This window comes from Cesiribacter sp. SM1 (assembly GCF_020178975.1).
GTDB lineage: Bacteria > Bacteroidota > Bacteroidia > Cytophagales > Cyclobacteriaceae > Cesiribacter.
The window spans coordinates 268,085-292,006 of the sequence record NZ_JAHXBU010000090.1 but is presented as its reverse complement, the minus strand read 5'-3'; the positions used below and the strand labels follow the sequence as shown (position 1 = coordinate 292,006).

Genomic DNA, 23,922 nt, shown 5'->3' with positions numbered 1-23,922 from the left:
CTGCGGGTGGCAGCACTAAGATAGGTGTTTCTGGGTATTTTTCAGCCCATGGTAGGGATCGTAGCCATTCATTTCTTTGGCATAATAACCTGTACCATCATAGGCTCTTTTTTCCGGATGTTCCTTGCAGGCCGGCGAACAGGCACCTTCCATTTCCCAGCCGCACTCCTCGCACATGGGGGCATGCAGGTTGCAAACAGGGTTGGCACAGTTTACCATGCGCGCACTGTGCTTGCCGCACACACAGCATTTAGACACTACGCTTGGGTTCTTTTTGTTGATGTCGGTTACCACACGGCCATCGAACACATAGCAGCGGCCTTCAAAATCTTCGCCATCGGTCTCCAGGCCATATTTGATAATACCACCATGCAGCTGGTACACATTATCGAAGCCCTGCTCCAGCAGGTAAGCACTGGCCTTTTCGCATTTAATACCGCCGGTGCAATAGGTTACAATCTTTTTGCCCTTGAACTGCTCCAGGTCTTTTACCTTTTCAGGAAAGTCGCGGAAGTTTTCAATATCAAAGGTAACGGCGCCTTTAAAATGTCCGAGGCTGTGCTCGTAATTAGAGCGCACATCCACGATCACAACATCATCAGCATTCTTAATTTGCTTAAACTCCTGTGGCGAAAGGTGCACACCTGTACGCACATTAGGATCGATGTGCTGCAGGCCACTGTGTACGATCTCAGGCTTTACCCGCACATGCAGCTTCTGGAAGGCATGATCTTCGTGTGCCTCCAGTTTGAAATCGGTGTGGGCAAAGCGTGGATCGCCTTTTACATAGGCCATGTAGCGTTCGCAATCTTCGCGCAAGCCGCTAACGGTGCCATTGAGCCCTTCATGCGCAATGATGATGCGCCCCTTAAGATTATTCTCTAAACAGAACTTGTGATGCTCAAACCGGTACTGCTCCGGGTCTTCAATTTTTACATAGCAGTAGTAGAGCAAAACCTGGTATTTTTTCTCGTTTGTCATAGCCTTTTCCTGTTTCAGGCAGGATGGATAGATATTAAGAAGTCAAAATTATTAACAAAACTTCAACAATGAAAGAGGGCAAATCATTCGCCTGCTAATGTTCCAGCAATTTTTCCGAGCCCCTCCCGGTAAGTTTTATCAGGAGGTACTTTAATTCACAGCCGATTACAAAGTACTGACCTTTACAGCCCAAGCCCGCTGTAAACAGGGCCACAATACAGGAATAAAACTGTAACTGTGCTCTTGATCACTTAATTACTGCAGCCGGATTACCGAAAACTGTCTGGCCTGCTTCCACAGGAGCTACCACTACAGAACCGGCACCAATACGGGAGCCTTTGCCTATCGTTACTCCGGAAACCACTATAGCGCCTGTGCCGATAAAGGCACCATCTTCAATGGTAACGCCACTACCGATTACGGCTCCGGCACCTATCTGCACAAAGTCACCAATGGTAACGCTGAAGTCAACGAGAGCTCCACTGTGCAGCAGGCACTGGCTACCTACGCCGGTACCGGCACCAATGCGCACACCCTGGTTTATAAAATTGCCGTAGCCAATATGGGCAGACTGGGCAATGATGGCATCGGGATGAATAGCATTGGCAGGCTGCACCTTCCGCTTTTCCTTCAGCATCTTCACCAGGCTTTTGCGCAGGCGGTTGTCGTCGGTAGCAACAAAGGCTTCGCACTTTTTGCCGATCAGCTTCAGGAAACCATCGTCGTCGGTACTGCCAAGAACGGTAACGGTATCGATCTCCTTGCCATGCTGGTCTTTCTCATCAGAGAGAAAGCCATACACGGCTACGCCATTTTTTTCGAATATTTCGAGGGCAGCGCGGCCTAAACCGCCAGTGCCGAATATGATTACAGGATTTTCCATTGCGCCGCAAAGGTACAGCTATTTGTGCAAGCATTCAACTCCTGTTGCCGGGATTCCACCTGAGGGGAAACAGCCAGTACAGCAGCAGGAAAACAGCAAAGGGCAGATAGGCTGTTCTGTACCTGAGCAGCGAACCAAAGTTAGGTGATGCAATGGCCATGGCCACTGCCAGTACCACCACATAAACTACCAGCCCCAGCGCCGGCAGCGGTATGTTGTGCCGGGGCAGCCGGTACAGCTTATAGAAGGCCCCGATCAGCAGCACCAGGATCAGCAGGTTTTCGGCACCAGCCATCAAGGGCAACAACTCAATCTTTAGGGGTACTAATGGTAGCGGCATGAGCAATCCGCCTGCCAAAGCTTTGGGGGTATAGTACAGCACACTCCACACACTTGGCTGTAGTTCACGAAAGCGGAGTTGCAGGTCATCATCAGACAAATCACTCATTGCTCTATAATTTTCCACAAGCACCCCCAAGAGTCTTTCGGGATACAAATTGGCATGTAGCTGCGATAGCAAAAGGCCAGCCAAAAGCAGGCCTGCCACTGATATGATGAGCACAAGCGGACGCGAAAGCTTAAACCTGGCGGCGTAGGCTGCCAGCACCATTCCGATTAGTAGTGCAAATAACGGTAGTGCAAAATAGTATTTTATACGCCAGACGATCCAGGCACCGAACAGCGCAATGAGCCATTGCAGTATGGTGCTCCTGCCTTTGCCAGTAATGTAGGGCAGGGTAGCTGCAACCAGTGCCGCAATACCAGGCACTACCAGTGCTTCTTTGGTAATACTGCCCGACCACAAAAGCATGGAGGGCCAAAAGATAAAGGCTGCTACTGCGGCCAGGGAACTTCCGGGAAACTGATACGACAGGCGCAACGCTAGCCAGTACAGACCAACAAAGGACAGAAAAGACAACCAGGCAGAGGCTACCCACATATTACTACCCGAAAGAATATACACAGGGCTGATCAGTTTTATTAAATGGTGCACCCGGGCGTATCCATGAAATTCATGCGGCACGTACAAAAAATTCATGCCGCGCAGCTGTGAGAAATATTCAGCAGGCTGCTCCCGGAAAAGGGCAGCCATTTCGCTGGCACCAGTATGATAGCCTAATATATCGCCATAGCCATAGTAGTAAAGGTAAAGGGCAAGCAGCGCCCACCCGCTTAGTATTTTCAGAATAAGGCCGGGCCAGAAAAAGCTTGCAACAGGCGTATGTCGCCACCTTCTGTACAGCCCCCAGCTAGCGAGGCATAACAGTAGTAGATTAAGCAGGAGTAATATCATTTTTGAGAATAGCCAGGCCTATGCTGCACTGGAGACAATTTTTGGGAGTACAGTATTCATTAAAAAGTTCAAGCAGGCCCTGTGTATCGGCAGCGGTGGCTGTAGGCATATCCAGCTTTTTCCAGTAGCGAATCACCTGGTTATCTTCTTTTGGCAGCGCCTGCAGCAGGGCAACGGCATCGTCGATAGGTTGCTGCTGATCGGTGTAGCGTCCATAGGCTACTTTAAGGGGTGCTACCACATTGATCAGTAAATTTTCTGCACTGCTGCTCCCCAAACGATGCACAGCTTCTTTACTTTCCCGGCCAAAATGATAATGGGTTTTCCAGTATGCTGATGGCTCTACCTGCAGTGCCTCTAAAAGTTCTTTAGCCCCGCTGTGCAGCAAAAAAGAAAACAGCCGGGGCTGATGTTTTAGTAAAGCGGCCAGCTGTGCAAGGCGCAGGCTGGGAAAGTTAGCAGGGCGCAGTCGGAAAAAGAGCCACTGGTTCGGGTTCAGCACCTTCTCCTGCATGCTCCATTTATGCTGCAGCAGCTGCCACTCCCGCTGCAGGCCCATTACCCAGGGATGTATATCGCTGGCCCCCAGCAGGCCTGCTACGCCAAAGAGTAAAGCTTCCAGCTGCTGCAGGTTTCCCGAGTGTTTAAGGAGTATTTTATGAGGCAGGCGGCGGCTTAGTACTGAAAAGGGTTCTGCATTTTTTTTAAAACCAAAGCCCCGCGCCAGTAGCTGCCATGCAGTTTCATCCCAGTCGCCTCCGTTCTGCTGCAAGAGCCCCAGCACCTCCCCTGCTTTACGTTCCAGGCGCTGCATAAGCGCACGGTCCAGCATGGAAATGCGTGTGAGGGAAGAAACCTGCCCAATTTGCGGCTCGCAGGGAATGGCATGCAGGCTGCTAAGGAGCTGCTCATAACGCTCATACACCCCGGGATTTATCCTCTCCTGCAGGGAAGCCACCGGTACCTGGGTACCATCCTGCCGTATGGCGGCGGCGCCATCATCCCTGAGCACAACATGCAGCACAACCGCATTATAGGCAGGGTCCTGCTGGTGGTTGTGCTGTTGCCAGCCACTCGATTTCAGGTGCAGCTCCACATCGCCATGCCACTGCAGCGCTCCTATTTTCAGGCGGGCACCTTTAAAGTCGGGGCCGGCGTCTTTGTTTAACCTGCCGGGACTATAGACCTCTATTTTTTCACCTGCAGCAGTTGTCCAGCCCTTTTTATCAAAATAGCCTAATAACCACACCAGCTGTATAAAGGCCTCCTGCATCAGTCTTTTGGCAAATACTTATCGAGGTAATGACTCATATGTTCCTGCATACGCCTGGCTTCTGCGGCGGCTGCTTCAGCAAAATCCTCACCATCAGAGGCATATAAAATGCTCCGGCTGGCATTTACCAGCAGTCCGCAGCTCTTATTCATGCCCCATTTCGATACCTCCTCCAGGCTGCCGCCCTGGGCACCAACCCCGGGTACCAGCAAAAAATGGTCTGGTGCAAGCCTGCGCACATTTTCCAGCTCGGTGGTCTGGGTGGCACCCACCACATACATCAGCTGTTCCGGCGTTGCCCACTCCTGGGAGGTGCGGATTACACGCTCGTAAAGAAGTTCTTCTTCCTCTTCATCTACCTTAAGCACCTGAAAATCCTGGCTGCCCGAGTTGGAGGTAAGCGCCAGCAGCACTACCCATTTACCTTCAAAATCAAGGAAAGGCATTACACTGTCGGCACCCATATAAGGAGCCACCGTGATGGCATCGGCACGCATATCTTCAAAAAAAGCTTTTGCGTACATTTTGGAAGTATTGCCTATGTCGCCCCTTTTGGCATCGGCTATAGAAAGGTGGCTGCGCGGAATCATTTCCAGGGTCTGACGCAGGGTATCCCAGCCTGCTGCTCCTAATGCTTCATAAAAAGCAGTATTGGGTTTATAGGCAACACAGTAAGGTGCCGTAGCCTCTATAATTCGCCTGTTAAACTCAAGCACCGGGTTTGGGTGCTTCAGGAGGTGCTTTGGTAATCTGGCAGGGTCGGTATCAAGGCCAACGCAGAGGTATGAGCGTTTTTCCTGTATGGCTTCAAAAAGGTCCTGGTAGGTCATGCCCTAAAAATAGTAATTAGTTGCTGGTTGTTGGCGCCTGGAAGTGGTTTTTTAAAGAAAAAGCCACCGTTCGTGATGAACAGTGGCTTTTTCCTTAGTCCTATAGTCTAAGACAGATCAATAACCTCCTGATTAAGAACAATAGATTTTTTTTAACCTTTAACCAAAGCCTATTGTCTACTATAATTAATAATTCCGCATGTCTACTTCTGTAACACCCGGGTACTGGTTCTTTTTAAAGGTAAAGGTACCATCGGCGATGGCCGTATTGGGCTGGAAATTTTTGATATCGAACAGGTAGCGGTTGCCGTTTTTCTCAAAGATGGTAAAATTGGAGAAGGTAAGGTCCTGCTTGTCGATCACCAGCTGAATCTTATAATAATTGGTATCAGAGGCTTTTTCTGGCACCAGTTCTATCACGTGGTGGGGTTTGCCATTTACCTTGATCTCCTCTTTGTACATATACTTAAAGCCCTTGCGATAGAGGTTGTGTATGTTAGAGGGATTAACATTCTCCCCTACTACATTATCAAACTTATCGATGTATACCTCCTTGGTGTCGGGCTGGTAGGTCCAGACCGTCTGGCCGTCGGAAATAATCTCCTGGCCATTCATCTTTAAGCGGAATTGCTTTCCTTTTGCAGTGATCTCGCCTTTGGTTTCGGCACTGGTGCCTACGGCATCGTTGTTCAGTGTATAGACAAAGTCGGCCTTAAAGCCGCTCAGTTTCTCATACTTTTCACTTGCCTTGTCTAAAATTCCTAGTGCTTTCTGGTCGTACTGCGCATTTGCGCTGAGCAACGACACAAAGCACATCAGTACAAAAGCTAATAAGTTCTTCATTGTTATCAATACTTTGTATGCTTGTTGGAAATACTATTCAATAATTGTTCCAAAGCGTACTCATCCTGAATTAAAACTTCACGGGCCTTGCTTCCTTCAAAGGGGCCAACCACGCCGGCTGCCTCTAACTGGTCAATCAGGCGGCCTGCACGGTTATAGCCAAGCTTCAGTTTTCGCTGAATAAGCGAGGTACTTCCCTGCTGGTGCATCACAATCAGGCGTGCTGCATCATCAAACAGTGCATCACGGTCAGATAGATCAACATCACCTGCTTTTGCTTCCTCGCCCTCGCCATAAAACTCAGGCAGCAGGTAAGCAGATTCGTAACCGCGCTGGGCGCCAATGTATTCGCAGATTTCCTCTACCTCCGGGGTATCTACAAACGCACACTGCATACGAATAATATCAGAACCCATAGAAAGCAGCATATCACCATGCCCTACCAGCTGCTCGGCACCGCCGGTATCCAGAATGGTACGGGAGTCGATCTTCGACGTTACCCTAAACGATAAACGCGCCGGGAAGTTGGCTTTGATGATACCTGTAATTACGTTTACCGACGGACGCTGCGTAGCCACCACCAGGTGAATACCAATGGCACGGGCCAGCTGCGCAAGGCGGGCAATTGGGGTTTCCACCTCTTTACCGGCCGTCATCATTAAGTCGGCAAGCTCGTCGATTACCAGTACAATGTAGGGCAGGAAGCGATGACCGTTCTCCGGATTAAGCCTGCGCTGCACAAACTTGGCGTTGTATTCCTTCAGGTTACGGCAACCGGCATCCTTCAGCAGGTCGTAACGGTTATCCATTTCGATACACAGCGAATTAAGGGTGTTTACCACTTTGCTGGTATCGGTAATAATGGCCTCCTCGGTATCTGGCAGCTTGGCCAGGAAGTGCCGCTCTATTTTATTAAACAGTGTAAGCTCTACCTTTTTAGGGTCTACCAGCACCAGCTTAAGCTGCGAGGGGTGCTTTTTGTAGAGCAGCGATGCCAGCAGCACGTTCAAACCAACCGACTTACCCTGGCCAGTGGCACCCGCAATCAGCAGGTGTGGCATTTTGGCAAGGTCGGTGATAAATGCTTCGTTAGAGATGGTTTTACCCAGCGCAATGGGCAGCTCCATGGTACCCTTCATGAACTTCTCAGTAGTGATCATGGAGTGCATGGATACCATTTCGCGGTTCTTGTTCGGCACTTCTATACCAATGGTGCCTTTGCCTGGTATTGGCGCAATAATACGAATACCCAGGGCGGCAAGGCTTAGGGCAATATCATCTTCCAGGTTTTTGATCTTGGAGATCTTTACGCCCGGCTCCGGTACAATCTCATAAAGGGTAACCGTTGGGCCAATGGTGGCTTTAATGCTGTTGATACCAATTTTAAAGTTGGTAAGGGTTTCTACAATTTTATCTTTGTTAGCCCGCAGCTCATCTTCATCTACCTTTACCTTACCACTCTCATACTCATTGAGCAGGTCTACCGGTGGGTACTGGTAGCTGCCCAGGTCAAGGGTAGGATCGTAGTTTTCCTGGTTCAGCACCTTCTGGCCCTCTTCTTCATCATCTATCACCTCAAAGCCGAGGTCTGCTACAGGGGCAGGGTTTGCTACCCTGGCAGCAGGGGCAGGCACAGGCGTAGTTCTGTCTTCTACCTCAAAAGCAGGACCGGCAGGCGCAGTTGCTGCCACAGCTGCTGGTTGCTCGTAGGGGCGCTTAACCGTCCAGGTGCGCAGCTCTTCTTCCTCGTCTTTCTGATCGGGCTCAAAAGGAAGGTCTTCATCAGGGGTACTGTCGGCAGAGGGAGGCCAGCTGCCATCTTCCTCTTCTTCTTCCACCAATGCCTCCTCCTGTTCTTCTTCCGGCTCAGGGGCTGCAGCGGATGCATCATTTGGATTGCCCCTCCAGAAATTGAGAAGATTTGTTATGTTAAAGGTATAGATAGCAAACACCACCAGCGCAAAGGCCAGCAGCAAAATGGTACCCCAACCGAGAAAATCATGAAACATGCGGGCCAGCTCATACCCGATACCACCACTAAGAAAGCCCCAGGAAGTTACGGTATCTGTCTGGAACAGGAGGTAGCCCAGGAAGGTACCCACCCAAAAAACACAGAAAAAGCTGTATTTGAATACCTCGCCAAAAGGCAGCAGCTGTCGCCTGAAAACGATCTGGTAGCCCAGCAGAAACAAAAGGGGTGGCAGTAGCAGGGCTCCTATACCAAACCATCTGAATATAAAATAGTAGCCAAAAACTGCTCCGAACAGGCCAAGCCAGTTTTCCACCTCTGCTCCTGATTCACGCAGGGCAGCATCATCGTACAGCGCTTCTACCACGCTCTGATCGGCCCTGCCCGTAAAGAGGTAGGATAAAAAAGCTGTAAACAGGTAAACAGCGGCAATAATTAAAAATACACCGAAAGCCAGTTGCAAACGCCGGTCGTGCACAAACGCAAGGTTTAGCTTCCAACGCCACGCTCTCCTCGCTTTTTCTTTCTCCTTTGGCTGTTTAAAGGTATTGCCCTTGACGATATTCTTGGCCATACTACTGTGATTTGCAGAACAACAAAAGTAATTAAAAAGCCGAAGAAAAGAAGCGCTTTATTGCTGCATGTTAATTGTTTACAGACTGTTCTGGCTGTATCGTATTAGCCCTCTTATAAAAGGCTGCCCATAGTTTAAGTAACAGTTTAACAAAGACTTAAAAAAGCACTGCCGCCTCATTCCAGAGACTGCTGCTGTATGTAGTCTTTACTTCGATACTTTCAGTAAGGCTTCGTTGATCCTTCTTACCAATGCCGGACCTTCGTAAATAAAGCCGGTATATAATTGTATGAGCGATGCGCCTGCGGCCAGTTTTTCCAGTGCATCTTCCGGTGTAAAGATCCCTCCTACCCCAACAATGGGAAGAGTACCGCCTGATTGTTTGTGGAGGTAACGAATTACCTCTGTTGATCTTTGTGTGAGTGGTTTTCCGCTAAGGCCACCTGCGCCCATTGCTTCTACTGTTGGGCCCGGGGTACGCAAACCACTGCGGGAGATGGTGGTATTGGTAGCGATCAGTCCAGACAGGCGTGTTTCAGCAGCAAGGGCCACGATATCATCGAGCTGGGCCTCATTCAGGTCGGGGGCAATTTTCAGTAAGATTGGCTTAGGCCTGGCCTTTTTGGCATTGAGCTCCTGCAGAGAAAGTATTAAACGTTGCAGCGGCTCCCGCTCCTGTAGTGCCCGCAGGTTGGGTGTGTTGGGTGAGCTTACGTTTACCACAAAATAATCCACCACCTCATAGAGTGCCTCAAAGCAGATCCGGTAGTCTTTTTCAGCTTCTTCGTTGGGGGTATCCTTGTTCTTGCCGATGTTTCCGCCAATGATGGTCCGGTGCCTGCTTTGCCTTAGCCTTTCGGCAGCGGCTTCTACCCCCTCATTGTTAAAGCCCATGCGGTTAATAAGCCCCCCATCGGTGGGCAGGCGAAACAGGCGGGGCAGCGGGTTACCCGCCTGCGGACGTGGCGTTAAGGTGCCAATTTCAATAAAACCAAAGCCAAAGTGGGCCAGCTCATCTACCAACAGCGCATTTTTATCCAGGCCAGCGGCCAGTCCTACAGGGTTTGGAAATCTCAGGCCAAACAGCTCCCGCTCCAACCGCTTATCAACTACTTTAAACTGACTTTCGGCAACAGCCGCTACACCAGGCAGGTGCATGAGCGTCTTTAAACTGTTAAAGGTAAAGTGATGGGCCCGCTCGGCCGGCAGCCGGAACAGCAGAGGGCGAATAAGAGAAGAATACACAGGCGAATAGGTTTGCCTGCAAATATAGGACAGTATTGGGTAATTAGTGTGCGGCAGCAGGTATATGGTACTTGGTATATTGTATATAGACTTCTACAGCCTCTACAGCAACCATACCCCACAACAGCTATACGCTGCTGGCGATCCCTCACACTCTCACTCCCTCAAAACTCCTACGATTTAATCCACTGCAGGGCTTCTTCTTTTTCTTCCAGGGAAAAGTATCGGACATCAGCTTTGGTGAAGGGCTTCATTACCTGGGTGAGCGATTCCTGCCATTGCTTTTCGCCTACCATAGCAAGCTTACCAAGCTCATTGGCGTGCTTAAATGAAAAGCTAAAGTCGATGAAAGCCCCCTGCATGCTCCAGCCCTTAAAATCCTGCATTTCAAAATACCAGCGCACATTCGACCAGTCTTCCAGGGTCTTTTCCATGATGGGAATCAGCTGGTCGTAATCCTCCCGCGTAAGCTTATCGCTCACATAGGTCTTGATAAGGTTACCAGTTTTTTCTTTTTCTATTCTGATCATATTGGAATAACTGGTCCTGGGAGATTTGGTTAGATGCATAGCCCGGATAAAAATCCGGGGCTAAGCTAATGAGCAGCAAGTGCCGTTCCTTTCCAATGGAGAATATAAAAGGCAGTCACAATTAGCCCAGGGTTTCAACCCTGGGTCCATCTATATAAAATTTAACCCCCACTAACTCCGCGGATGATAATCCTGGATTACCTGCTTCAGGTAGTCCCTGTCCAGGTGGGTATAAATTTCAGTAGTCGTGATGCTTTCGTGGCCCAGCATTTCCTGCACGGCACGCAGGTCGGCGCCGCCTTCTATCAGGTGGGTGGCAAAGGAGTGGCGAAAGGTGTGCGGGCTGATGCTTTTCTTCAGTCCAATATCTTCTGCCAGCTGCTTGATAAAGTTGAATACCGTGATACGGCTGATCTTGCCTCCCCTGCGGTTCAGGAACACAAAGGGCTCTGCCCCCTTTTGAATGTTCAAATGTACTCTTACCCCATCGAGGTAAAGACGCAGGTGCTTGAGGGCATCACGGCCAATGGGCACCAGCCGTTCTTTGTTTCCTTTGCCAATAATGCGCAAAAAGCCCAGATCGAAGTAAATGTGCGTCATTTTAAGATCTGTGAGCTCGCTTACGCGAAGGCCGCTGCTGTAGAGCACCTCCAGCATGGCCCGGTTGCGCTGCCCCTCGGGGGTGCTCATGTCAATGGCCGAAAGCAACTGGTCTATCTCCAGCACACTTAAGGTATCGGGCAGCTTACGGCCAAGCTTGGGGCCTTCCAGGGTGGCGGTGGGGTCGTGCCTGATCACGTCCTCCAGCATCAGGTACTTGTAAAAAGCTTTGATACCAGAAAGCAGGCGTGCCTGTGAGTGGGGTGTCATGCCCAGGCTGTTTACCCACTCCAGGAAGTTCTGCAGGTGCACTTCATCAACCGTCTGGGGAGTGTGGCTCTCGCTGTACTGCGCCAGCTTGCCGATGTCGTTCAGGTAAGCCTGTACCGTATTTTTTGAAAGTGAGCGCTCCAGCTTCAGATACCCCTCAAACTGCCGCACAAATGGTTGCCATTGAGCTGTCATAGAAACAAAAATACAATAAAAGAATCCGCTTCCTGCTGATTTAGGGGTACAGAATTTTGCAATGGAGGCTAATCTTGTAAATTTGACCTGCCATGAACATCCACATCCTGAACGGCCCTAACCTTAACCTGCTGGGTAAGCGGGAGCCGCACATTTACGGATCTCTCACTTTTGAGGATTACTTTCAGCAGCTGCAACAGCAGTTCAGCGGCCACAGCCTCCACTATTTCCAGTCGAACCACGAGGGGACACTACTGGATAAACTGCACGAAGTTGGGTTTAGCACCGATGGCATTGTTTTTAATGCGGGCGGCTACACCCACACCTCTGTTGCACTGGCAGATGCAGTGAGTGGCATAAATGCACCGGTTATAGAGGTGCACATTAGCCGGGTGCACGCCCGGGAAGCCTTCAGGCACCACAGCTATTTAAGCCCTGTTTGTGTTGGCACCATTACCGGACTGGGCTTAAGTGGTTATGCACTGGCAATTCAATACCTCCTGGACTATCATAAGCGATGATATCTTTTTATCCTGGCCCTTCTAAAGTATGGGATACCCTTCCCCGGTATATGCAGGAAGCCTGGGAATCCGGTATCCTTAGTGTAAACCACCGCAGTCCGCAGTTTGCGCAACTGTGGCAGGAGCTGGTAAATACCCTGCATCAAAAACTGGAAATCCCGGAGAACTACACAATTTTGCCAGCCTCTTCGGCAACCGAATGCTGGGAAATCATAGCCCAATCCCTCTTGGGGCCGGGAGGCAACAGCCTGCACCTGTACAATGGTGCCTTCGGCGAAAAGTGGTTTGAGTACACGAATAAATTAACAGGGGCCGCTCATCGCTTTGCTTTTCAGCCCGATGAGCTACCCGACCTGGCCTCCCTGCAGACCGGGGGCTACCAGTTATTGGCACTTACCCACAACGAGACCTCAAACGGCACTGCCCTGCCCGACAGTTTTATGCACCAGCTCAGGATGCAGCATGCCGCTCCGCTCATAGCTGCAGATGCTACCTCCAGCATGGGCGGTGTGGCCCTGCCATGGGGTGCTGCCGATGTCTGGTTTGCCTCGGTGCAGAAATGTTTTGGCCTGCCTGCGGGCCTGGCCCTGATGGTTTGCTCTCCAAGGGCTGTTGCTGCCGCAGAGGAACTGGGGGAGCGGAACCATTACAACAGCCTGCTTTTTATGCTGGATAATGCCCGCAAACACCAGACCACCCACACCCCCAATGTACTGAACCTGTACCTGCTGCAGCGCAGCCTTGCCGAGCGGCATACACAGGCTGCCGTACACCGCGAGCTGGTGGCAAGGCAACGGCAGTGGCTGGAGTTCCTACGCCTGCAGGACCATTTTGAGCCACTGATCAACAACCCGGTGCTCCAGTCTACAACAATACTTTGTCTGCAGGGAGTGCCAAACGAAGTATCATCCCTCAAGGCCGAAGCACTGGCGCAGGGTTTTTACCTGGGCAATGGCTACGGTCCCTGGAAAAATGATACCTTCCGCATTGCCAATTTTCCTGCTATTACAACTCAGGAAATAGAGCAATTGCAGGGATTTTTTACACATTGGCTGGAGCACTGAAAAATCCTGCCAAACATTCTTTGGCGCCCCCACTTTTTCATAGCTTTGCGGCATGTTAAACCTGAAGGAAATTTTCTCGGTGTCTCTGATCCTGTTCTCTATTATAGATATAGTAGGATCGGTGCCCGTTATCATAGATCTGCGCAAAAAGGCAGGTCATATCCAATCTGAAAAAGCCACCATTGTGGCAGGCATCATCATGATTGCTTTCCTGTTTCTGGGTGAATCCATCCTGAAACTGTTTGGCCTGGATGTGCAGTCATTTGCCCTGGCGGGTGCAATTATCATTTTCCTGATTGGTATGGAAATGATCCTGGGCGTACAGCTGTTCAAGGCCGATGTTGATGATGCCGCCAGCTCTTCCATTGTGCCCCTGGCCTTCCCGCTCATTGCAGGTGCCGGCACCATGACCACCCTGGTATCGCTGCGTTCGGAGTATGAGCTTTATAATATCCTGATCGGGATAGTTATTAACCTGGCATTTGTGTACGTGGTACTGAAAACCAGTGGCTGGCTGGAACGTAAACTGGGTGTGGCCGGCTTTAATATCATCAGAAAAGTATTTGGCATTATCCTGCTGGCCATTGCCGTAAAAATCATCAAGAGTAACCTCGTATCCTGGGGTGTAATTCAAGTTTCGTAATGCAGGTAGTGATGTTTACAGATGGCGCCGCAAAAGGTAATCCTGGTCCCGGAGGCTATGGTACTGTACTTTTATTCGGCCCCTACAGAAAAGAGTTAAGCGAAGGCTACCGCCTTACCACCAACAACCGCATGGAGCTGCTGGCGGTGATCAAGGGACTGGAGGCCATGAAAAAAGACGGGCTGAACATACTTATCTACTCCGACAGCAAATATGTAGTGGATTCGGTAACCAAGGGCTGGATCTGGAACTGGATGAAAACCGGCTTCAAGGGAAAGAAAAATGAAGATCTCTGGCGTCGCTACATCACCGCTGCCAAACCGCATAATGTAAAATTTCAGTGGGTAAAGGGCCATGCCGGCAATCCCGAGAACGAGCGCTGCGACCAGCTGGCTGTTATTGCCAGCCAAACCCCACCACTGCTCATCGACGATGGCTACGAAGCAGGAAATGATTGAGGTGCTAATTCTTCAATGTGCTAATTGTCTGATTTGCCAGCTTGTCTGCAGGCAGATGTGATATTAAGCGGACCCAACACATGAGCTTATGTATTGCTTTTACCTCTAATAATAAAATACTCAATACTCAATACTCAATACCAATACTCCTACTACCGGCACATAACCTTTGATTCTCCAATTACGATATACAGTATATAATCAGCCTGCATCAAACAATGCATATAAACCATTTTAGATCTGGCGGGTTAATTCTTAAACCCTAATTTTTTCGACATGACACCAGGAGAAGATTTAGTACACTTATCACATATAGCTCAAAATATTCTTGAAATTGAAGGTTATCTGCAGGATGTAGATAGTTATGAAAGCTTCAATACAGATGAGAACGAACGGGCTATGATTTACGACCTGTTAGCACAAATAGGTGTAGCAACACAGCTGCTTTCCGATGATTTTAAAAATCAGTACGACGAAATAGACTTCCGGGTACTGGAGAGCCTGCGCAATGCTTCTTATAATGAGGAAATGGAAATTTTCCGGAGCCCGGTCTGGCACATTGTCAAAAATGACCTGCCTTTCATCCGGGAAAAGATCATGGATGTTAGAACAAAATTAGAGGAACAAATGGACATCCAGGGCGGCAACACACTTGAAGGGCCTACCCCTCGCTAGAGTACCCCAGAATCTGTAAAGTCCATTCTACCTGATAATATATTTAATAATTAGTACCAAAGGCAGCTTTACCGGCTGCCTTTCCTTTTTTTGCTATTTTGCAGGCAGGATGGGAAATAGCTGGTTTCAGTTTAAACAGTTCAGGGTGGAGCAGGCGCTTGCTCCCTTAAAAGTAGGCACCGATGCCTGCATTCTCGGGGCATGGTCACAGCACGAATCTCCCCGCAGTATACTGGATATTGGCACCGGCACCGGCCTGCTCTCCCTTATGCTGGCCCAACGTTATGAGGCTTCCATTGATGCACTGGAACCGAATGCCCAGGCGGCAGGGCAGGCAGCGGTAAATTTTTGCAACAGCCCCTGGAAAGACCGCATCAAGCTGCAGCAACTCCTCCTGCAGGAGTACTTTCCGGCACATACCTACGATTTTATTGTGTGCAACCCTCCCTTTTACGCCAGCCATCTTAAGTCTGGCAACAGGAGCCGGGATATGGCCCTGCACCAGGAGTCACTAAGCTTTACTGCCCTGGCCCAACACAGTAGCAGGCTGCTGGCTGCCAGCGGGCGCCTGTTTGTACTCTTACCACCACGGCAGGCACAGGAGTTTGAGCTGGAGGCAAAGCAGGCAGGGCTTTACGTACAGCAAAGGCTGCATATCAACGACAGGCCTTCTTTACCCGTCGTGCACCGAACAGTTTTTAGTTTTGGAAAAAAAGTGCCGGAAGCAGAACAGGTATTCCAGCTTACCATCAGGGATGCCAGCGGTGCTTATTCGGATCAGTTCCGGGACCTGATGAAAGAGTACTACCTTATTTTTTAGCCGCTGGTACACTTACCACTTTCTCTATAAATGTAACCCCCAGCTCACGCAGCTCCTCTAAAACTGGCTTATACAAATCTGGCGTAACAGGAGTGCATACCCCCCTCCGCTCAATTTTACCCTCCAGCAACAGACTTACGACAATGGCCAGTGGCCAGCCTACTGTTTTGGCCATGGCCGTGTGCAGCTGGTCATCTCCCAAACTAACCAGCGAAGCGTAAAGTCTTTTTTGCTCACCCTGCTCCTCCCAGTCGAAGATATGCTGCATTACCACCATGTCTTTATCCTGGGGCTCCAGCTTCCATTTTTCTTCCAGAATTGCCTGCAGCACCTGGGCGGGGCTGGCCTTGCTAACCGGCACCGGCTCTTTGGAAAACAAGCCCAGCCATACTATTCTTTTAAACAGGTCGCTCTTCGGGCTCACATCCATCATGCGGCAAAACTTCTCTTCAACAGAAAGAGAAGGATCGTAAGAAAGAAAGGAGTTGGTAAATTCGCGCAGTGTCATCCCTTCCAATCCTTCCATTTTAAAGCTATCGTCGGTAAGGCCTAACTGCACCAGGCTTGCCCAGGCATCACAGTACCCCCTCTTTCGCAGGGTTCCGCGCAGCATGGTAGGTATATCTTCTATACCGTATATCTGGAGGTAACTAAGCGAATCGCGGTTCGGATAACCTTCAAAGGGAGCATAGCCTTCTATCTCAATTTGCTCCAGGCGGCCAAACAGGCGGTGGTAAGGCACATATTTGTATTCGCCATTGCGCAGGTAGCGTGCCGTGGTGCCCTGGCCCGCCATTACCACGTTCCGGGGGTTCCAGGTAAACTTATAACCCCAGGGGTTGGTATCAGATTCAGGAGCAATAAGGCCTCCGGTGTAGGAACGAAATGCCAGCAGTTTCCCGCCTGCTGCCTTTATTTTATCAATGGCCTCCATGGCTGTCATATGATCGATCCCCGGGTCCAGCCCACATTCTTTCAGGATCAGAACACCTGCCTGGCGTGCCTGCTCATCCAGTGCCCGTATCTCATCAGATACATAAGAGGCAGAAAGCATATGTTTTTTATGGCTGATACAGGGCTTTGCCACCAGGGGGTGAAAAGCAGCAGGCACCATGCTTACCACTACATCTGCCTGGCTGATGTGTTGGTTCAGCTCTTCTTCTTTAAAAATATCCAGGCTGATGGCCCTAACTCTCCCGCCGGCGTTCCCTGCTTTTTGCTGCGCCAGGGCCAGGTCGGCATCGGCAATGGTGAGCTGCAGCTCTTTATCCCCTATGTATTTTTTCAGATAGTCGATGAGCGCAGTGGCAGAGCGGCCAGCACCTATTACTAAGATGTTCTTCATGAATGCCTTGATCTGGTTTGGCTGTTGAAAGTAGCTATTTTGAGTATTTCTCTCAAGGTTTTAATCTGAAAACAAAAAATGCTATATTGATCACCCTTTTCTAATACAAAGGGCTAATATGCCTAAAAAAATTACAAATACACTGGAGTTTGAGCTATATAACTCCTTCGAAAAGCTAAGCCAGCAGGACCAGGAACTGATGCTTGGTGCCAGAAACGCCTGCAACACAGCTTATGCTCCCTATTCAAATTTCAGGGTTGGGGCTGCCCTGCTCCTGGCCAACGGACAAATGGTTTTTGGCAGCAACCAGGAAAATGCAGCTTATCCCAGTGGCCTTTGTGCAGAGCGGGTGGCATTTTTTTCATGCTCCGTGCAGCAGCCCGATGAACGCATTCTTAAAGTTGCTGTAACGGCCACACGAGCAGGATCAGGCATATTCCTGATGGCTTCTCCCTGTGGTGGCTGCCGCCAGGTAATGCTGGAGTACGAGCACAAACAACAGCAGCCCATAGAAATAATTCTGCAGTGGGGTGAGCAGCAGTATATCAAGGCTGGCTCTATTGCAGGCCTGCTTCCCTTTTCATTCAACATGGATTCTCTTATTTCTTCTACCTGAAACTTTCGCTCTCCTACCTTTTCTTTAGCCCCTTTTCTTTCTTCAAGACCCATTTTTTGCCCTGCTGCTCAACGTTCAAACAATTTTTTCACCAGGCACTGTAGCTAACCTTACATAAGGCCCGCACCTAAAAATCTCGATAATAACCCCATTTATTACAGCCTCTCCGGTAGCTTAAATTTAATCACTAATATTATCACAGAATTAAACACTTTCAGGATAAGCAGAAAGGCACTTTAACTGATCTAAGCCGGGAACAAAGCTTAAGGAAATCAGAAAAAGGCTTTTATGATTGAGTGGCACAGAGTGTTTAACATTCTTGTAATAGAATTAAATAAAGACAGCTAGAAAAAACCAGGGTAAGTGCTTTTAAAAACTTACTACACTTCCCCTGAAATGGTCAGGCAGTATGCGCGATATCGAGATAGCAGAATTAAGAAACCTTACCCAGGTTATTAAAGATACATACAACTATGACTTTACGAATTACGCCATGTCGTCATTCAAGCGGCGTATTCAGCGGGTTATGGATGTCTTTAAAATGAACTCCGTACAGGAGCTCATCAACCGCCTTAAGGAAGACCGTTCGTTTTTCCATGATTTTGTTTCTGAAATCACGGTAAACGTAACCGAAATGTTCCGCGACCCCTCCTTCTGGCGGGTAGCACGGGACCATATCATCCCCAACGTATTGCTGAATGCTGACACCATCAGCATCTGGCATGCCGGCTGCAGCAGTGGCGAGGAAGTATTCAGCATGGCCGTAATGCTGAAGGAGATGGGTATTCTGGAGAAATCCAAAATAATAGCCACAGATCTGGATCCTGAAATTCTGGATAAAGCCCGTGCCGGCGTTTACTCGCTCAAAAACATGGAGCTGAACGAGAAAAACTATATCCGTTTCCAGGGTACAGGCAAGCTATCAGACTACTACACCGTGCGCGATGGCAAAGCCTATATGGATAAGTCGCTGGTGGCCAATGTATCGTGGCGGCAGCACAACCTGGTAAGTGGCCCTGTATTCAATAAGTTCGACATGGTACTGTGCCGAAACGTGATGATCTACTTTAACCAGACCCTGCAGAACGAGGTGCTGAAAAGGCTGCACGAAAGCTTGTTCAAATACGGCTACCTGGCAATAGGCTCTAAAGAATCCCTCATCTGGTGCGAAATAGCCAACAAATTTATTGTGGTGAACAACGAGGAGAAGATTTACAAAAAGATTAAGGATTAATTAGCTCCGGACAGAACGAGCGGTATGACGAAATTCGATCTACATAACCGATATAAAGCCATCGTGATTGGTGGGTCTGCCGGGAGCTTTCAGGGAATCACCAAAATCCTGTCCAGCATCTCCGAAGACTTCAATCTGCCCATTATCATGTGCCTGCATCGGCTCAAGCATGTACGTAATGGCTTTACGGAAGCCCTATCGATCAAGAGCAAAAAGCCTGTGATCGAGCCTTTCGATAAAGAAAATATTAAAAAGGGAATGGTGTACCTGGCCCCCGCCAATTACCACCTCTGCCTTGAATTGGGCAATTCATTTTCCCTTTCAACAGAAGACATGGTCAATAATTCGCGGCCCGCAATTGATATAACGCTTGATTCGGCCGCCTATGTTTACAAAGATAAACTGGTAGGCATACTGCTCTCCGGTGCCAACAAAGATGGTGCCCTGGGCATGAAACGGATCAAAGAGCGCGGAGGCCTTACCATTGTGCAGGAGCCCGGCGAATGTATGATAGACACCATGCCTACGGCAGCGCTGGAGGCAACTAGTATAGACCACGTGCTGAAGGTTGATGAGATCATCAGATTTTTAAATGAACTGGATAAACTCTATAAGTAATATAGGATGAATAAAATAGCCAACACCTTTGCTATCGGTGCAAGCGTGCTCTTTGTACTGGGGGGTTTTGCCACTGCCTGGTACCTGATTGAGCTGCCAGATTATTTGATGGCCTCTTCTAAAACAATCGATATGGCAGTGGCTGCCGAGATCAAGCCCCTGCACACCAATATTTTGATTGTTACCATCTCTACCCTTATGATTGGCCTGGTGGCACTCATTGCCCAGGCCGTATCCTTCAAAAACCAGGATGCCAACGTGGTATATGTGGAGAAGGTTAAAAACACCCAGCAGACGGCCAAGCTAAATGATGACGACACCGAAAGCCACGATGTAAGCGCCATGAGTGAAGACCTGCTCAGCGCCATCCGGCAGGCGGCCGCCCGCAATGAGCATCCGGATAAAAAGCTGGAGCAGGCCATTCGCGTAGTGTGCAACCAGCTGCAGGCAAGCCAGGGTGCGGTATATGTGAGCATACAGCGGCAGGAACAACGCAGCCTTGAGCTCCGCGCCGGCTACGCCCTCATGAAGCCCGACAGCCAGGTGATCCGCTACGAATACGGAGAAGGCCTGCCGGGCCAGGTGGCAAAAGAAGGCCAATCGGTGAACCTGAACAAGGTGCCTGATGGCTACATAAAGGTACTAAGCGGCCTTGGCAGTGCCTCCCCTAAGCACTTGTTGCTGGTGCCCATCCGCGCTGGTGAAACTATTGCCGGCGTGGTAGAGATTGCCTCCTTTACACCTCTCACCAAATCACAGGAAGAACTGGTAAAACAGTCTTTTGAAATCATGGGCAAAATTATTGACGATAGCAGCCAGCAGCATGCTGCTGTTCAGCCAGTGCAGGAAGAGGACTTTTTGAATGAACCCATTAAACGATAAGCAATACCTATCCATATAAAGAACAGGCATATGATCAGGAGATTTAGCATAGGAAACAAAATAACCCTGCTGGTACTGGTAGTAGTGTTGCTTAGCGTGCTGGCGGTGAGCTTTATTACCTACCGCTTTGCCAACAACTCGCTGCACGAACGGTACCTGGAGACCCTCACGGCGGTAAACACCTACAAGGCGCAGAAAATATCGGACCACCTGCAGCAGGTTTCTGCAGGCCTGAAGGGAGCACAGCAGCAGGCAGCCCTGCAGCAGGCGTTAAGCCAGCTTACAGCCCCGGCTGCTGAAGGAGAAGAACAAGCTTCCACAGATGTAGAAGGTACTCTTAGCCCAATTCTAACGCCCCTGCAGGAAGTGAACGGATGGGAGAACCTGGTTGTGCTGGACAACAATGGCAAAATTCTTTTCGCCACCCAGGCAGAGAAGCTTGGCAGCCCGGTAGGCAGCGTATTTGAAGATGTTGATGGCGCTACCCTGGAAAAAGCAGCCCTAGGTTTATTCTTTACTGATGTAAAAAAAGAAAAGGAAGGCAAGGGTTATTATATGCTGGCAGGCGTTGCGCTTACCGACACTAATAATCATGAGGTTGGCTTTTTACTGGCACAGCTGAACATGGCGCCGGTATACAGCATTGTGCAGGATACCACCAGCCTGGGTAATACAGGTGAAACAATGCTGGGCACGCTCCACAACAATGTAGAAGTGCTTTACCTTAGCCCACTGCGCAACGAGGCAGTTGAGCCCCTTCAAAAAAGAATAAAACTTGAGCAGAAAGAAGATGTAGCCCTGCAGCAGGCTGTAAAAGGTGAAGCAGGTGCCGAAGTTAACCTTGACTATCGCCAGCAGCAAACACTGGCAGTACGCAGCAGCATACCCGAAACGAAATGGGGCATTGTTACTAAGATCGATATGGCAGAGATGCAGGAACAGACTGCCGGCCTGCTTAACATTTATTTACTTGCCGCCGGAGCTATTCTGGTAGTCTGCCTGCTGGTATCTGTTCTTTTCTCCAGTGTGCTAATTAGCCCGCTGCACAACCTTAAAGCTACACTGCAGCTCCTGAACCAGGGTATCCTGCCCGAGAGCGTACCGGTAAAGAGTAATGATGAGATTGGTGAAATGGCCCATACTGTAGGCAATGTGGTGGCAGCCCTTAAAAATACCGCCAACTTTGCTCATAAGATCGGAGAGGGACATTTTGAGGCTGATTTTAAACCCTTAAGTGACGAAGACTCCCTGGGCACTGCCCTGATCAGCATGCGTAACAGCATCCAGGAATCAGAGGCCCGCGACCGTGAACGCACCTGGATTGTAACCGGCGTTGCCGAGATCGGTGAGATTCTTCGCCTCCACAACAAGCTAGAAGAACTGGGCGATGCAGTTGCCTCTTACGTTACCCGTAAAATTGGCGCCATACAGGGTGCATTTTATGTGGTGAACGACGATGACCAGGACAACACCTTTATTGAGTTAAAAGCCAGCTACGCCTACAACAAGAAGAAATACCTGAAAGGCCGCTACCGCTTTGCCGAAGGCCTTGTTGGGCAGGCAGCCATAGAACAGGATACCCTCCTGCGCACGGAAATCCCCTACGATTACCTTAGCATTACCTCTGGATTGCTGGGAGAGCAGCGTCCGGATTGTATCCTTATTGTTCCGCTTATTACCAACGAACAGGTGTATGGCGTAATGGAGTTTGCAGGTCTTGGCAAGTTCTCTGCACGGAATGTAAAGTTCGTGGAGGAGATCAGCCTGATCATAGCCCGTACGGTCTTTAACATCAAAGTAAACGAACGTACGCACCGCCTGCTGGAAGAATCGCAGAAAATGAGCCACGAGCTGCAAATGCAGCAGGAGGTACTGCGCCAGAATGCCGAAGAAATGGAAGCAACCCAGGAGGAGCTGAAAAGAACCAACTTCCGCCTGGAAGAGCAGATCGACGAGGTAAACAAAACCCAGAAAAGGATGCAGCTCCTGCTGGAAAACGCATCCGAGGTTATTACCATTTACGAGGAAGATGGCGTGGTGCGTTACATCTCTCCATCAGCAGAAAAGATCCTTGGTTATACACAGGATGAGCTGATCTCCCGCAGAGACCTGGTGTACGTACACCCCGACAATGTTGACAGCTTTGAAAACATGTTCCAGCAGATGCTGGATCACCCCAACGAGCAGGTTACCGTGCAGTTCCAGTTCAGGCGCAAAGACGAGGAGTACGTATGGCTGGAGGCCACCGGTACCAACCTGTTTGCCGACCCTGCCATTCAGGGTATCCTGGTGAATACGCGCGATATTACCGAACGCCGCCGTGCCGAGCAGGAGCAGCGCATGCGCAGCCAGATGCAGGCACTTTCCGAGAACTCACCAGACCTTATCACCCGTCTGAACACCAAAAACGAGTTCTTCTACATCAACCCAATTGTAAGAGCCTATACCGGCAACGATCCGGATCAGCTTGTAAACAGGGGGCTTACAGAGGTAGGCCTGCACGACAAGATCGTTAAGCAGCTTGTGGAGATTCTGCAGGATGTACGCCTGAGCAACTCAAAGGTATCTACCGAAATGGAGTTCCCTACCGAGCAGCTGGGCGATCGCGTAATGCAGGTAAATGCCATCCCTGAATTTAACGATCACGAAGAGCTTGAGTCGGTGCTGGTGGTATCTCACGATATAACAGACCGTAAGCTTATTGAGCTGGAGATACAGGCCAAGAATAAAAAGATCAACGACTCCATTAACTATGCCCAGCGCATACAGGGAGCCATTCTGCCGGATAACGGCCTTATCCGCCGCCTGATGCCGGATTCCTTTATCCTGTACAAGCCGCGCGATGTGGTAAGCGGTGACTTCCCATGGTTCATGCAGGTAGGCGACGATATTTTCCTGGCAGCAGTAGACTGTACCGGGCACGGCGTACCAGGTGCGCTGATCTCCCTGATCGGCTACTTCCTGCTCAACGATATTGTGCGCAGCCGCAAGATTACCGATCCGGGCCTGATCCTGGATGCCCTGGATGCCGGCGTAACCCAAACACTGCGTCAGGACGAGGAAGATTCCAAAACAAAAGACGGAATGGACATCTCGCTTTGTAAGATCAACCTCAAAAAACGCACATTAGAATACGCCGGAGCACACCGTCCGCTCTATTATCTGAGCAATGGTGAGCTGCAGGAGATCAAGGGAGACCGCTTCCCGATTGGTGGTGGCAAGTTCAAAAACCAGACAAACTTTACCAGCACTGCCCTTTCTCTTAAGCTCGGAGATGCCGTTTATTTCTGCTCTGACGGCTTCCCAGACCAGTTTGGCGGCCCGGAGAACCGCAAGTTTGGACCAAAACGCCTGCGTGATATGATCATGGATCAGAAGCTTAGCAGCATGCCGGTTCAGATGAGCGTGTTTGATGAAGAGTGGGAAAAGTGGAAAGGCGACCAAAAACAAACTGATGACATGTTGTTGATTGGTATACGCTTTTAGCAGCTATCTAATCGTATAAAAATAGTTTAATTTTACTGCCCTCACAGGCAAATAGTACAACCATAAATTCCTG

The 23,922-nt window shown here is 49.6% G+C and carries 22 protein-coding genes; 11 read left to right on the top strand and 11 right to left on the bottom strand.

The genetic code is table 11. From position 1 onward, the window contains the following. Positions 1-15: 15 nt before the first annotated feature. The 10 genes from KWJ01_RS17745 to xerD all read right to left on the bottom strand — a co-directional run bounded on the left by KWJ01_RS17745 (position 16) and on the right by xerD (position 11,487). Positions 16-981, bottom strand: coding sequence for a rhodanese-related sulfurtransferase (locus KWJ01_RS17745; RefSeq protein ID WP_224998248.1), 966 nt, complete (start codon positions 979-981; stop codon positions 16-18). A gap of 247 nt (positions 982-1,228) precedes the next feature. Continuing rightward, complete coding sequence (locus KWJ01_RS17740; RefSeq protein WP_224998246.1) at positions 1,229-1,864, bottom strand: acetyltransferase; 636 nt, start codon at positions 1,862-1,864, stop codon at positions 1,229-1,231. A gap of 34 nt (positions 1,865-1,898) precedes the next feature. Further along, positions 1,899-3,158 (bottom strand): hypothetical protein, encoded by a 1,260-nt coding sequence (locus tag KWJ01_RS17735; protein WP_224998244.1) that lies wholly within the window; start codon positions 3,156-3,158, stop codon positions 1,899-1,901. Further along, on the bottom strand, positions 3,139-4,431 hold the full coding sequence (locus KWJ01_RS17730; RefSeq protein ID WP_224998242.1) for a DUF2851 family protein: 1,293 nt from the start codon (positions 4,429-4,431) through the stop codon (positions 3,139-3,141). Before KWJ01_RS17730 ends, KWJ01_RS17735 begins: the two co-directional genes overlap by 20 nt. Continuing rightward, a complete protein-coding gene (gene pyrF, locus KWJ01_RS17725) occupies positions 4,431-5,261 on the bottom strand; it encodes an orotidine-5'-phosphate decarboxylase (RefSeq protein ID WP_224998240.1) in 831 nt (276 codons plus the stop codon). The genes KWJ01_RS17730 and pyrF overlap by 1 nt, the downstream gene beginning before the upstream one ends. 186 nt (positions 5,262-5,447) lie before the next feature. Beyond that, the gene (locus KWJ01_RS17720) at positions 5,448-6,104 is read right to left on the bottom strand and encodes an outer membrane lipoprotein carrier protein LolA (RefSeq protein ID WP_224998239.1); all 657 of its coding nucleotides are present in this window, start codon (positions 6,102-6,104) and stop codon (positions 5,448-5,450) included. Between the two features lie 5 nt (positions 6,105-6,109). Further along, positions 6,110-8,647 (bottom strand): DNA translocase FtsK, encoded by a 2,538-nt coding sequence (locus tag KWJ01_RS17715; protein ID WP_224998238.1) that lies wholly within the window; start codon positions 8,645-8,647, stop codon positions 6,110-6,112. 207 nt (positions 8,648-8,854) lie between these two features. Beyond that, positions 8,855-9,892: a quinone-dependent dihydroorotate dehydrogenase gene (locus KWJ01_RS17710; protein WP_224998237.1), complete on the bottom strand. Its 1,038-nt coding sequence runs from the start codon at positions 9,890-9,892 to the stop codon at positions 8,855-8,857. A 173-nt stretch (positions 9,893-10,065) separates the two neighbouring features. Further along, positions 10,066-10,422: an STAS/SEC14 domain-containing protein gene (locus KWJ01_RS17705; protein ID WP_224998236.1), complete on the bottom strand. Its 357-nt coding sequence runs from the start codon at positions 10,420-10,422 to the stop codon at positions 10,066-10,068. 171 nt (positions 10,423-10,593) lie between these two features. Then, a complete protein-coding gene (gene xerD / locus KWJ01_RS17700) occupies positions 10,594-11,487 on the bottom strand; it encodes a site-specific tyrosine recombinase XerD (protein ID WP_224998235.1) in 894 nt (297 codons plus the stop codon). 92 nt (positions 11,488-11,579) lie between these two features. Here xerD and aroQ point away from each other — a divergent pair, with 92 nt between their 5' ends. The 6 genes from aroQ (at position 11,580) to KWJ01_RS17670 (ending at position 15,668) form a co-directional block, all read left to right on the top strand. Further along, entirely contained in the window at positions 11,580-12,008 is a 429-nt protein-coding gene (gene aroQ / locus KWJ01_RS17695; RefSeq protein WP_224998233.1) for a type II 3-dehydroquinate dehydratase, read from the top strand. Continuing rightward, a complete protein-coding gene (locus KWJ01_RS17690) occupies positions 12,005-13,072 on the top strand; it encodes an aminotransferase class V-fold PLP-dependent enzyme (RefSeq protein WP_224998231.1) in 1,068 nt (355 codons plus the stop codon). The genes aroQ and KWJ01_RS17690 overlap by 4 nt, the downstream gene beginning before the upstream one ends. A gap of 52 nt (positions 13,073-13,124) precedes the next feature. Continuing rightward, positions 13,125-13,715 carry a MarC family protein gene (locus KWJ01_RS17685; RefSeq protein WP_224998229.1) on the top strand — a complete coding sequence of 197 codons (591 nt, stop codon included), beginning with the start codon at positions 13,125-13,127 and terminating at the stop codon, positions 13,713-13,715. Then, complete coding sequence (gene rnhA / locus KWJ01_RS17680; protein WP_224998227.1) at positions 13,715-14,173, top strand: ribonuclease HI; 459 nt, start codon at positions 13,715-13,717, stop codon at positions 14,171-14,173. The genes KWJ01_RS17685 and rnhA overlap by 1 nt, the downstream gene beginning before the upstream one ends. A 276-nt stretch (positions 14,174-14,449) precedes the next feature. Then, positions 14,450-14,848, top strand: coding sequence for a DUF86 domain-containing protein (locus tag KWJ01_RS17675; RefSeq protein ID WP_224998225.1), 399 nt, complete (start codon positions 14,450-14,452; stop codon positions 14,846-14,848). A gap of 109 nt (positions 14,849-14,957) precedes the next feature. After that, positions 14,958-15,668, top strand: coding sequence for a tRNA1(Val) (adenine(37)-N6)-methyltransferase (locus tag KWJ01_RS17670; RefSeq protein ID WP_224998223.1), 711 nt, complete (start codon positions 14,958-14,960; stop codon positions 15,666-15,668). Here KWJ01_RS17670 and KWJ01_RS17665 read toward each other — a convergent pair. Further along, complete coding sequence (locus KWJ01_RS17665; protein ID WP_224998221.1) at positions 15,658-17,013, bottom strand: saccharopine dehydrogenase C-terminal domain-containing protein; 1,356 nt, start codon at positions 17,011-17,013, stop codon at positions 15,658-15,660. The genes KWJ01_RS17670 and KWJ01_RS17665 overlap by 11 nt on opposite strands. 118 nt (positions 17,014-17,131) lie before the next feature. Here KWJ01_RS17665 and cdd point away from each other — a divergent pair, with 118 nt between their 5' ends. The 5 genes from cdd (at position 17,132) to KWJ01_RS17640 (ending at position 23,849) form a co-directional block, all read left to right on the top strand. Next, positions 17,132-17,629 carry a cytidine deaminase gene (cdd, locus tag KWJ01_RS17660; protein ID WP_224998219.1) on the top strand — a complete coding sequence of 166 codons (498 nt, stop codon included), beginning with the start codon at positions 17,132-17,134 and terminating at the stop codon, positions 17,627-17,629. A 409-nt stretch (positions 17,630-18,038) separates the two neighbouring features. Continuing rightward, positions 18,039-18,863, top strand: a complete 825-nt coding sequence (locus tag KWJ01_RS17655; RefSeq protein WP_224998218.1) for a protein-glutamate O-methyltransferase CheR — start codon at positions 18,039-18,041, stop codon at positions 18,861-18,863. Between the two features lie 24 nt (positions 18,864-18,887). Beyond that, positions 18,888-19,481: a chemotaxis protein CheB gene (locus KWJ01_RS17650; protein ID WP_224998216.1), complete on the top strand. Its 594-nt coding sequence runs from the start codon at positions 18,888-18,890 to the stop codon at positions 19,479-19,481. Positions 19,482-19,487: 6 nt separating this feature from the next. Then, positions 19,488-20,363: a GAF domain-containing protein gene (locus tag KWJ01_RS17645; protein ID WP_224998214.1), complete on the top strand. Its 876-nt coding sequence runs from the start codon at positions 19,488-19,490 to the stop codon at positions 20,361-20,363. 30 nt (positions 20,364-20,393) lie between these two features. Beyond that, the gene (locus KWJ01_RS17640) at positions 20,394-23,849 is read left to right on the top strand and encodes a PAS domain S-box protein (protein ID WP_224998212.1); all 3,456 of its coding nucleotides are present in this window, start codon (positions 20,394-20,396) and stop codon (positions 23,847-23,849) included. The last annotated feature ends 73 nt before the right edge of the window (positions 23,850-23,922 follow it).

What these genes read in the sequence shown, in the direction of transcription:
- KWJ01_RS17745 (WP_224998248.1), bottom strand. Translation starts at nt 981, where the DNA reads ATGACAAACGAGAAAAAATACCAGGTTTTGCTCTACTACTGCTATGTA.
- KWJ01_RS17740 (WP_224998246.1), bottom strand. Translation starts at nt 1,864, where the DNA reads ATGGAAAATCCTGTAATCATATTCGGCACTGGCGGTTTAGGCCGCGCT.
- KWJ01_RS17735 (WP_224998244.1), bottom strand. Translation starts at nt 3,158, where the DNA reads ATGATATTACTCCTGCTTAATCTACTACTGTTATGCCTCGCTAGCTGG.
- KWJ01_RS17730 (WP_224998242.1), bottom strand. Translation starts at nt 4,431, where the DNA reads ATGCAGGAGGCCTTTATACAGCTGGTGTGGTTATTAGGCTATTTTGAT.
- pyrF (WP_224998240.1), bottom strand. Translation starts at nt 5,261, where the DNA reads ATGACCTACCAGGACCTTTTTGAAGCCATACAGGAAAAACGCTCATAC.
- KWJ01_RS17720 (WP_224998239.1), bottom strand. Translation starts at nt 6,104, where the DNA reads ATGAAGAACTTATTAGCTTTTGTACTGATGTGCTTTGTGTCGTTGCTC.
- KWJ01_RS17715 (WP_224998238.1), bottom strand. Translation starts at nt 8,647, where the DNA reads ATGGCCAAGAATATCGTCAAGGGCAATACCTTTAAACAGCCAAAGGAG.
- KWJ01_RS17705 (WP_224998236.1), bottom strand. Translation starts at nt 10,422, where the DNA reads ATGATCAGAATAGAAAAAGAAAAAACTGGTAACCTTATCAAGACCTAT.
- xerD (WP_224998235.1), bottom strand. Translation starts at nt 11,487, where the DNA reads ATGACAGCTCAATGGCAACCATTTGTGCGGCAGTTTGAGGGGTATCTG.
- aroQ (WP_224998233.1), top strand. Translation starts at nt 11,580, where the DNA reads ATGAACATCCACATCCTGAACGGCCCTAACCTTAACCTGCTGGGTAAG.
- KWJ01_RS17690 (WP_224998231.1), top strand. Translation starts at nt 12,005, where the DNA reads ATGATATCTTTTTATCCTGGCCCTTCTAAAGTATGGGATACCCTTCCC.
- KWJ01_RS17685 (WP_224998229.1), top strand. Translation starts at nt 13,125, where the DNA reads ATGTTAAACCTGAAGGAAATTTTCTCGGTGTCTCTGATCCTGTTCTCT.
- rnhA (WP_224998227.1), top strand. Translation starts at nt 13,715, where the DNA reads ATGCAGGTAGTGATGTTTACAGATGGCGCCGCAAAAGGTAATCCTGGT.
- KWJ01_RS17675 (WP_224998225.1), top strand. Translation starts at nt 14,450, where the DNA reads ATGACACCAGGAGAAGATTTAGTACACTTATCACATATAGCTCAAAAT.
- KWJ01_RS17670 (WP_224998223.1), top strand. Translation starts at nt 14,958, where the DNA reads ATGGGAAATAGCTGGTTTCAGTTTAAACAGTTCAGGGTGGAGCAGGCG.
- KWJ01_RS17665 (WP_224998221.1), bottom strand. Translation starts at nt 17,013, where the DNA reads ATGAAGAACATCTTAGTAATAGGTGCTGGCCGCTCTGCCACTGCGCTC.
- cdd (WP_224998219.1), top strand. Translation starts at nt 17,132, where the DNA reads ATGCCTAAAAAAATTACAAATACACTGGAGTTTGAGCTATATAACTCC.
- KWJ01_RS17655 (WP_224998218.1), top strand. Translation starts at nt 18,039, where the DNA reads ATGCGCGATATCGAGATAGCAGAATTAAGAAACCTTACCCAGGTTATT.
- KWJ01_RS17650 (WP_224998216.1), top strand. Translation starts at nt 18,888, where the DNA reads ATGACGAAATTCGATCTACATAACCGATATAAAGCCATCGTGATTGGT.
- KWJ01_RS17645 (WP_224998214.1), top strand. Translation starts at nt 19,488, where the DNA reads ATGAATAAAATAGCCAACACCTTTGCTATCGGTGCAAGCGTGCTCTTT.
- KWJ01_RS17640 (WP_224998212.1), top strand. Translation starts at nt 20,394, where the DNA reads ATGATCAGGAGATTTAGCATAGGAAACAAAATAACCCTGCTGGTACTG.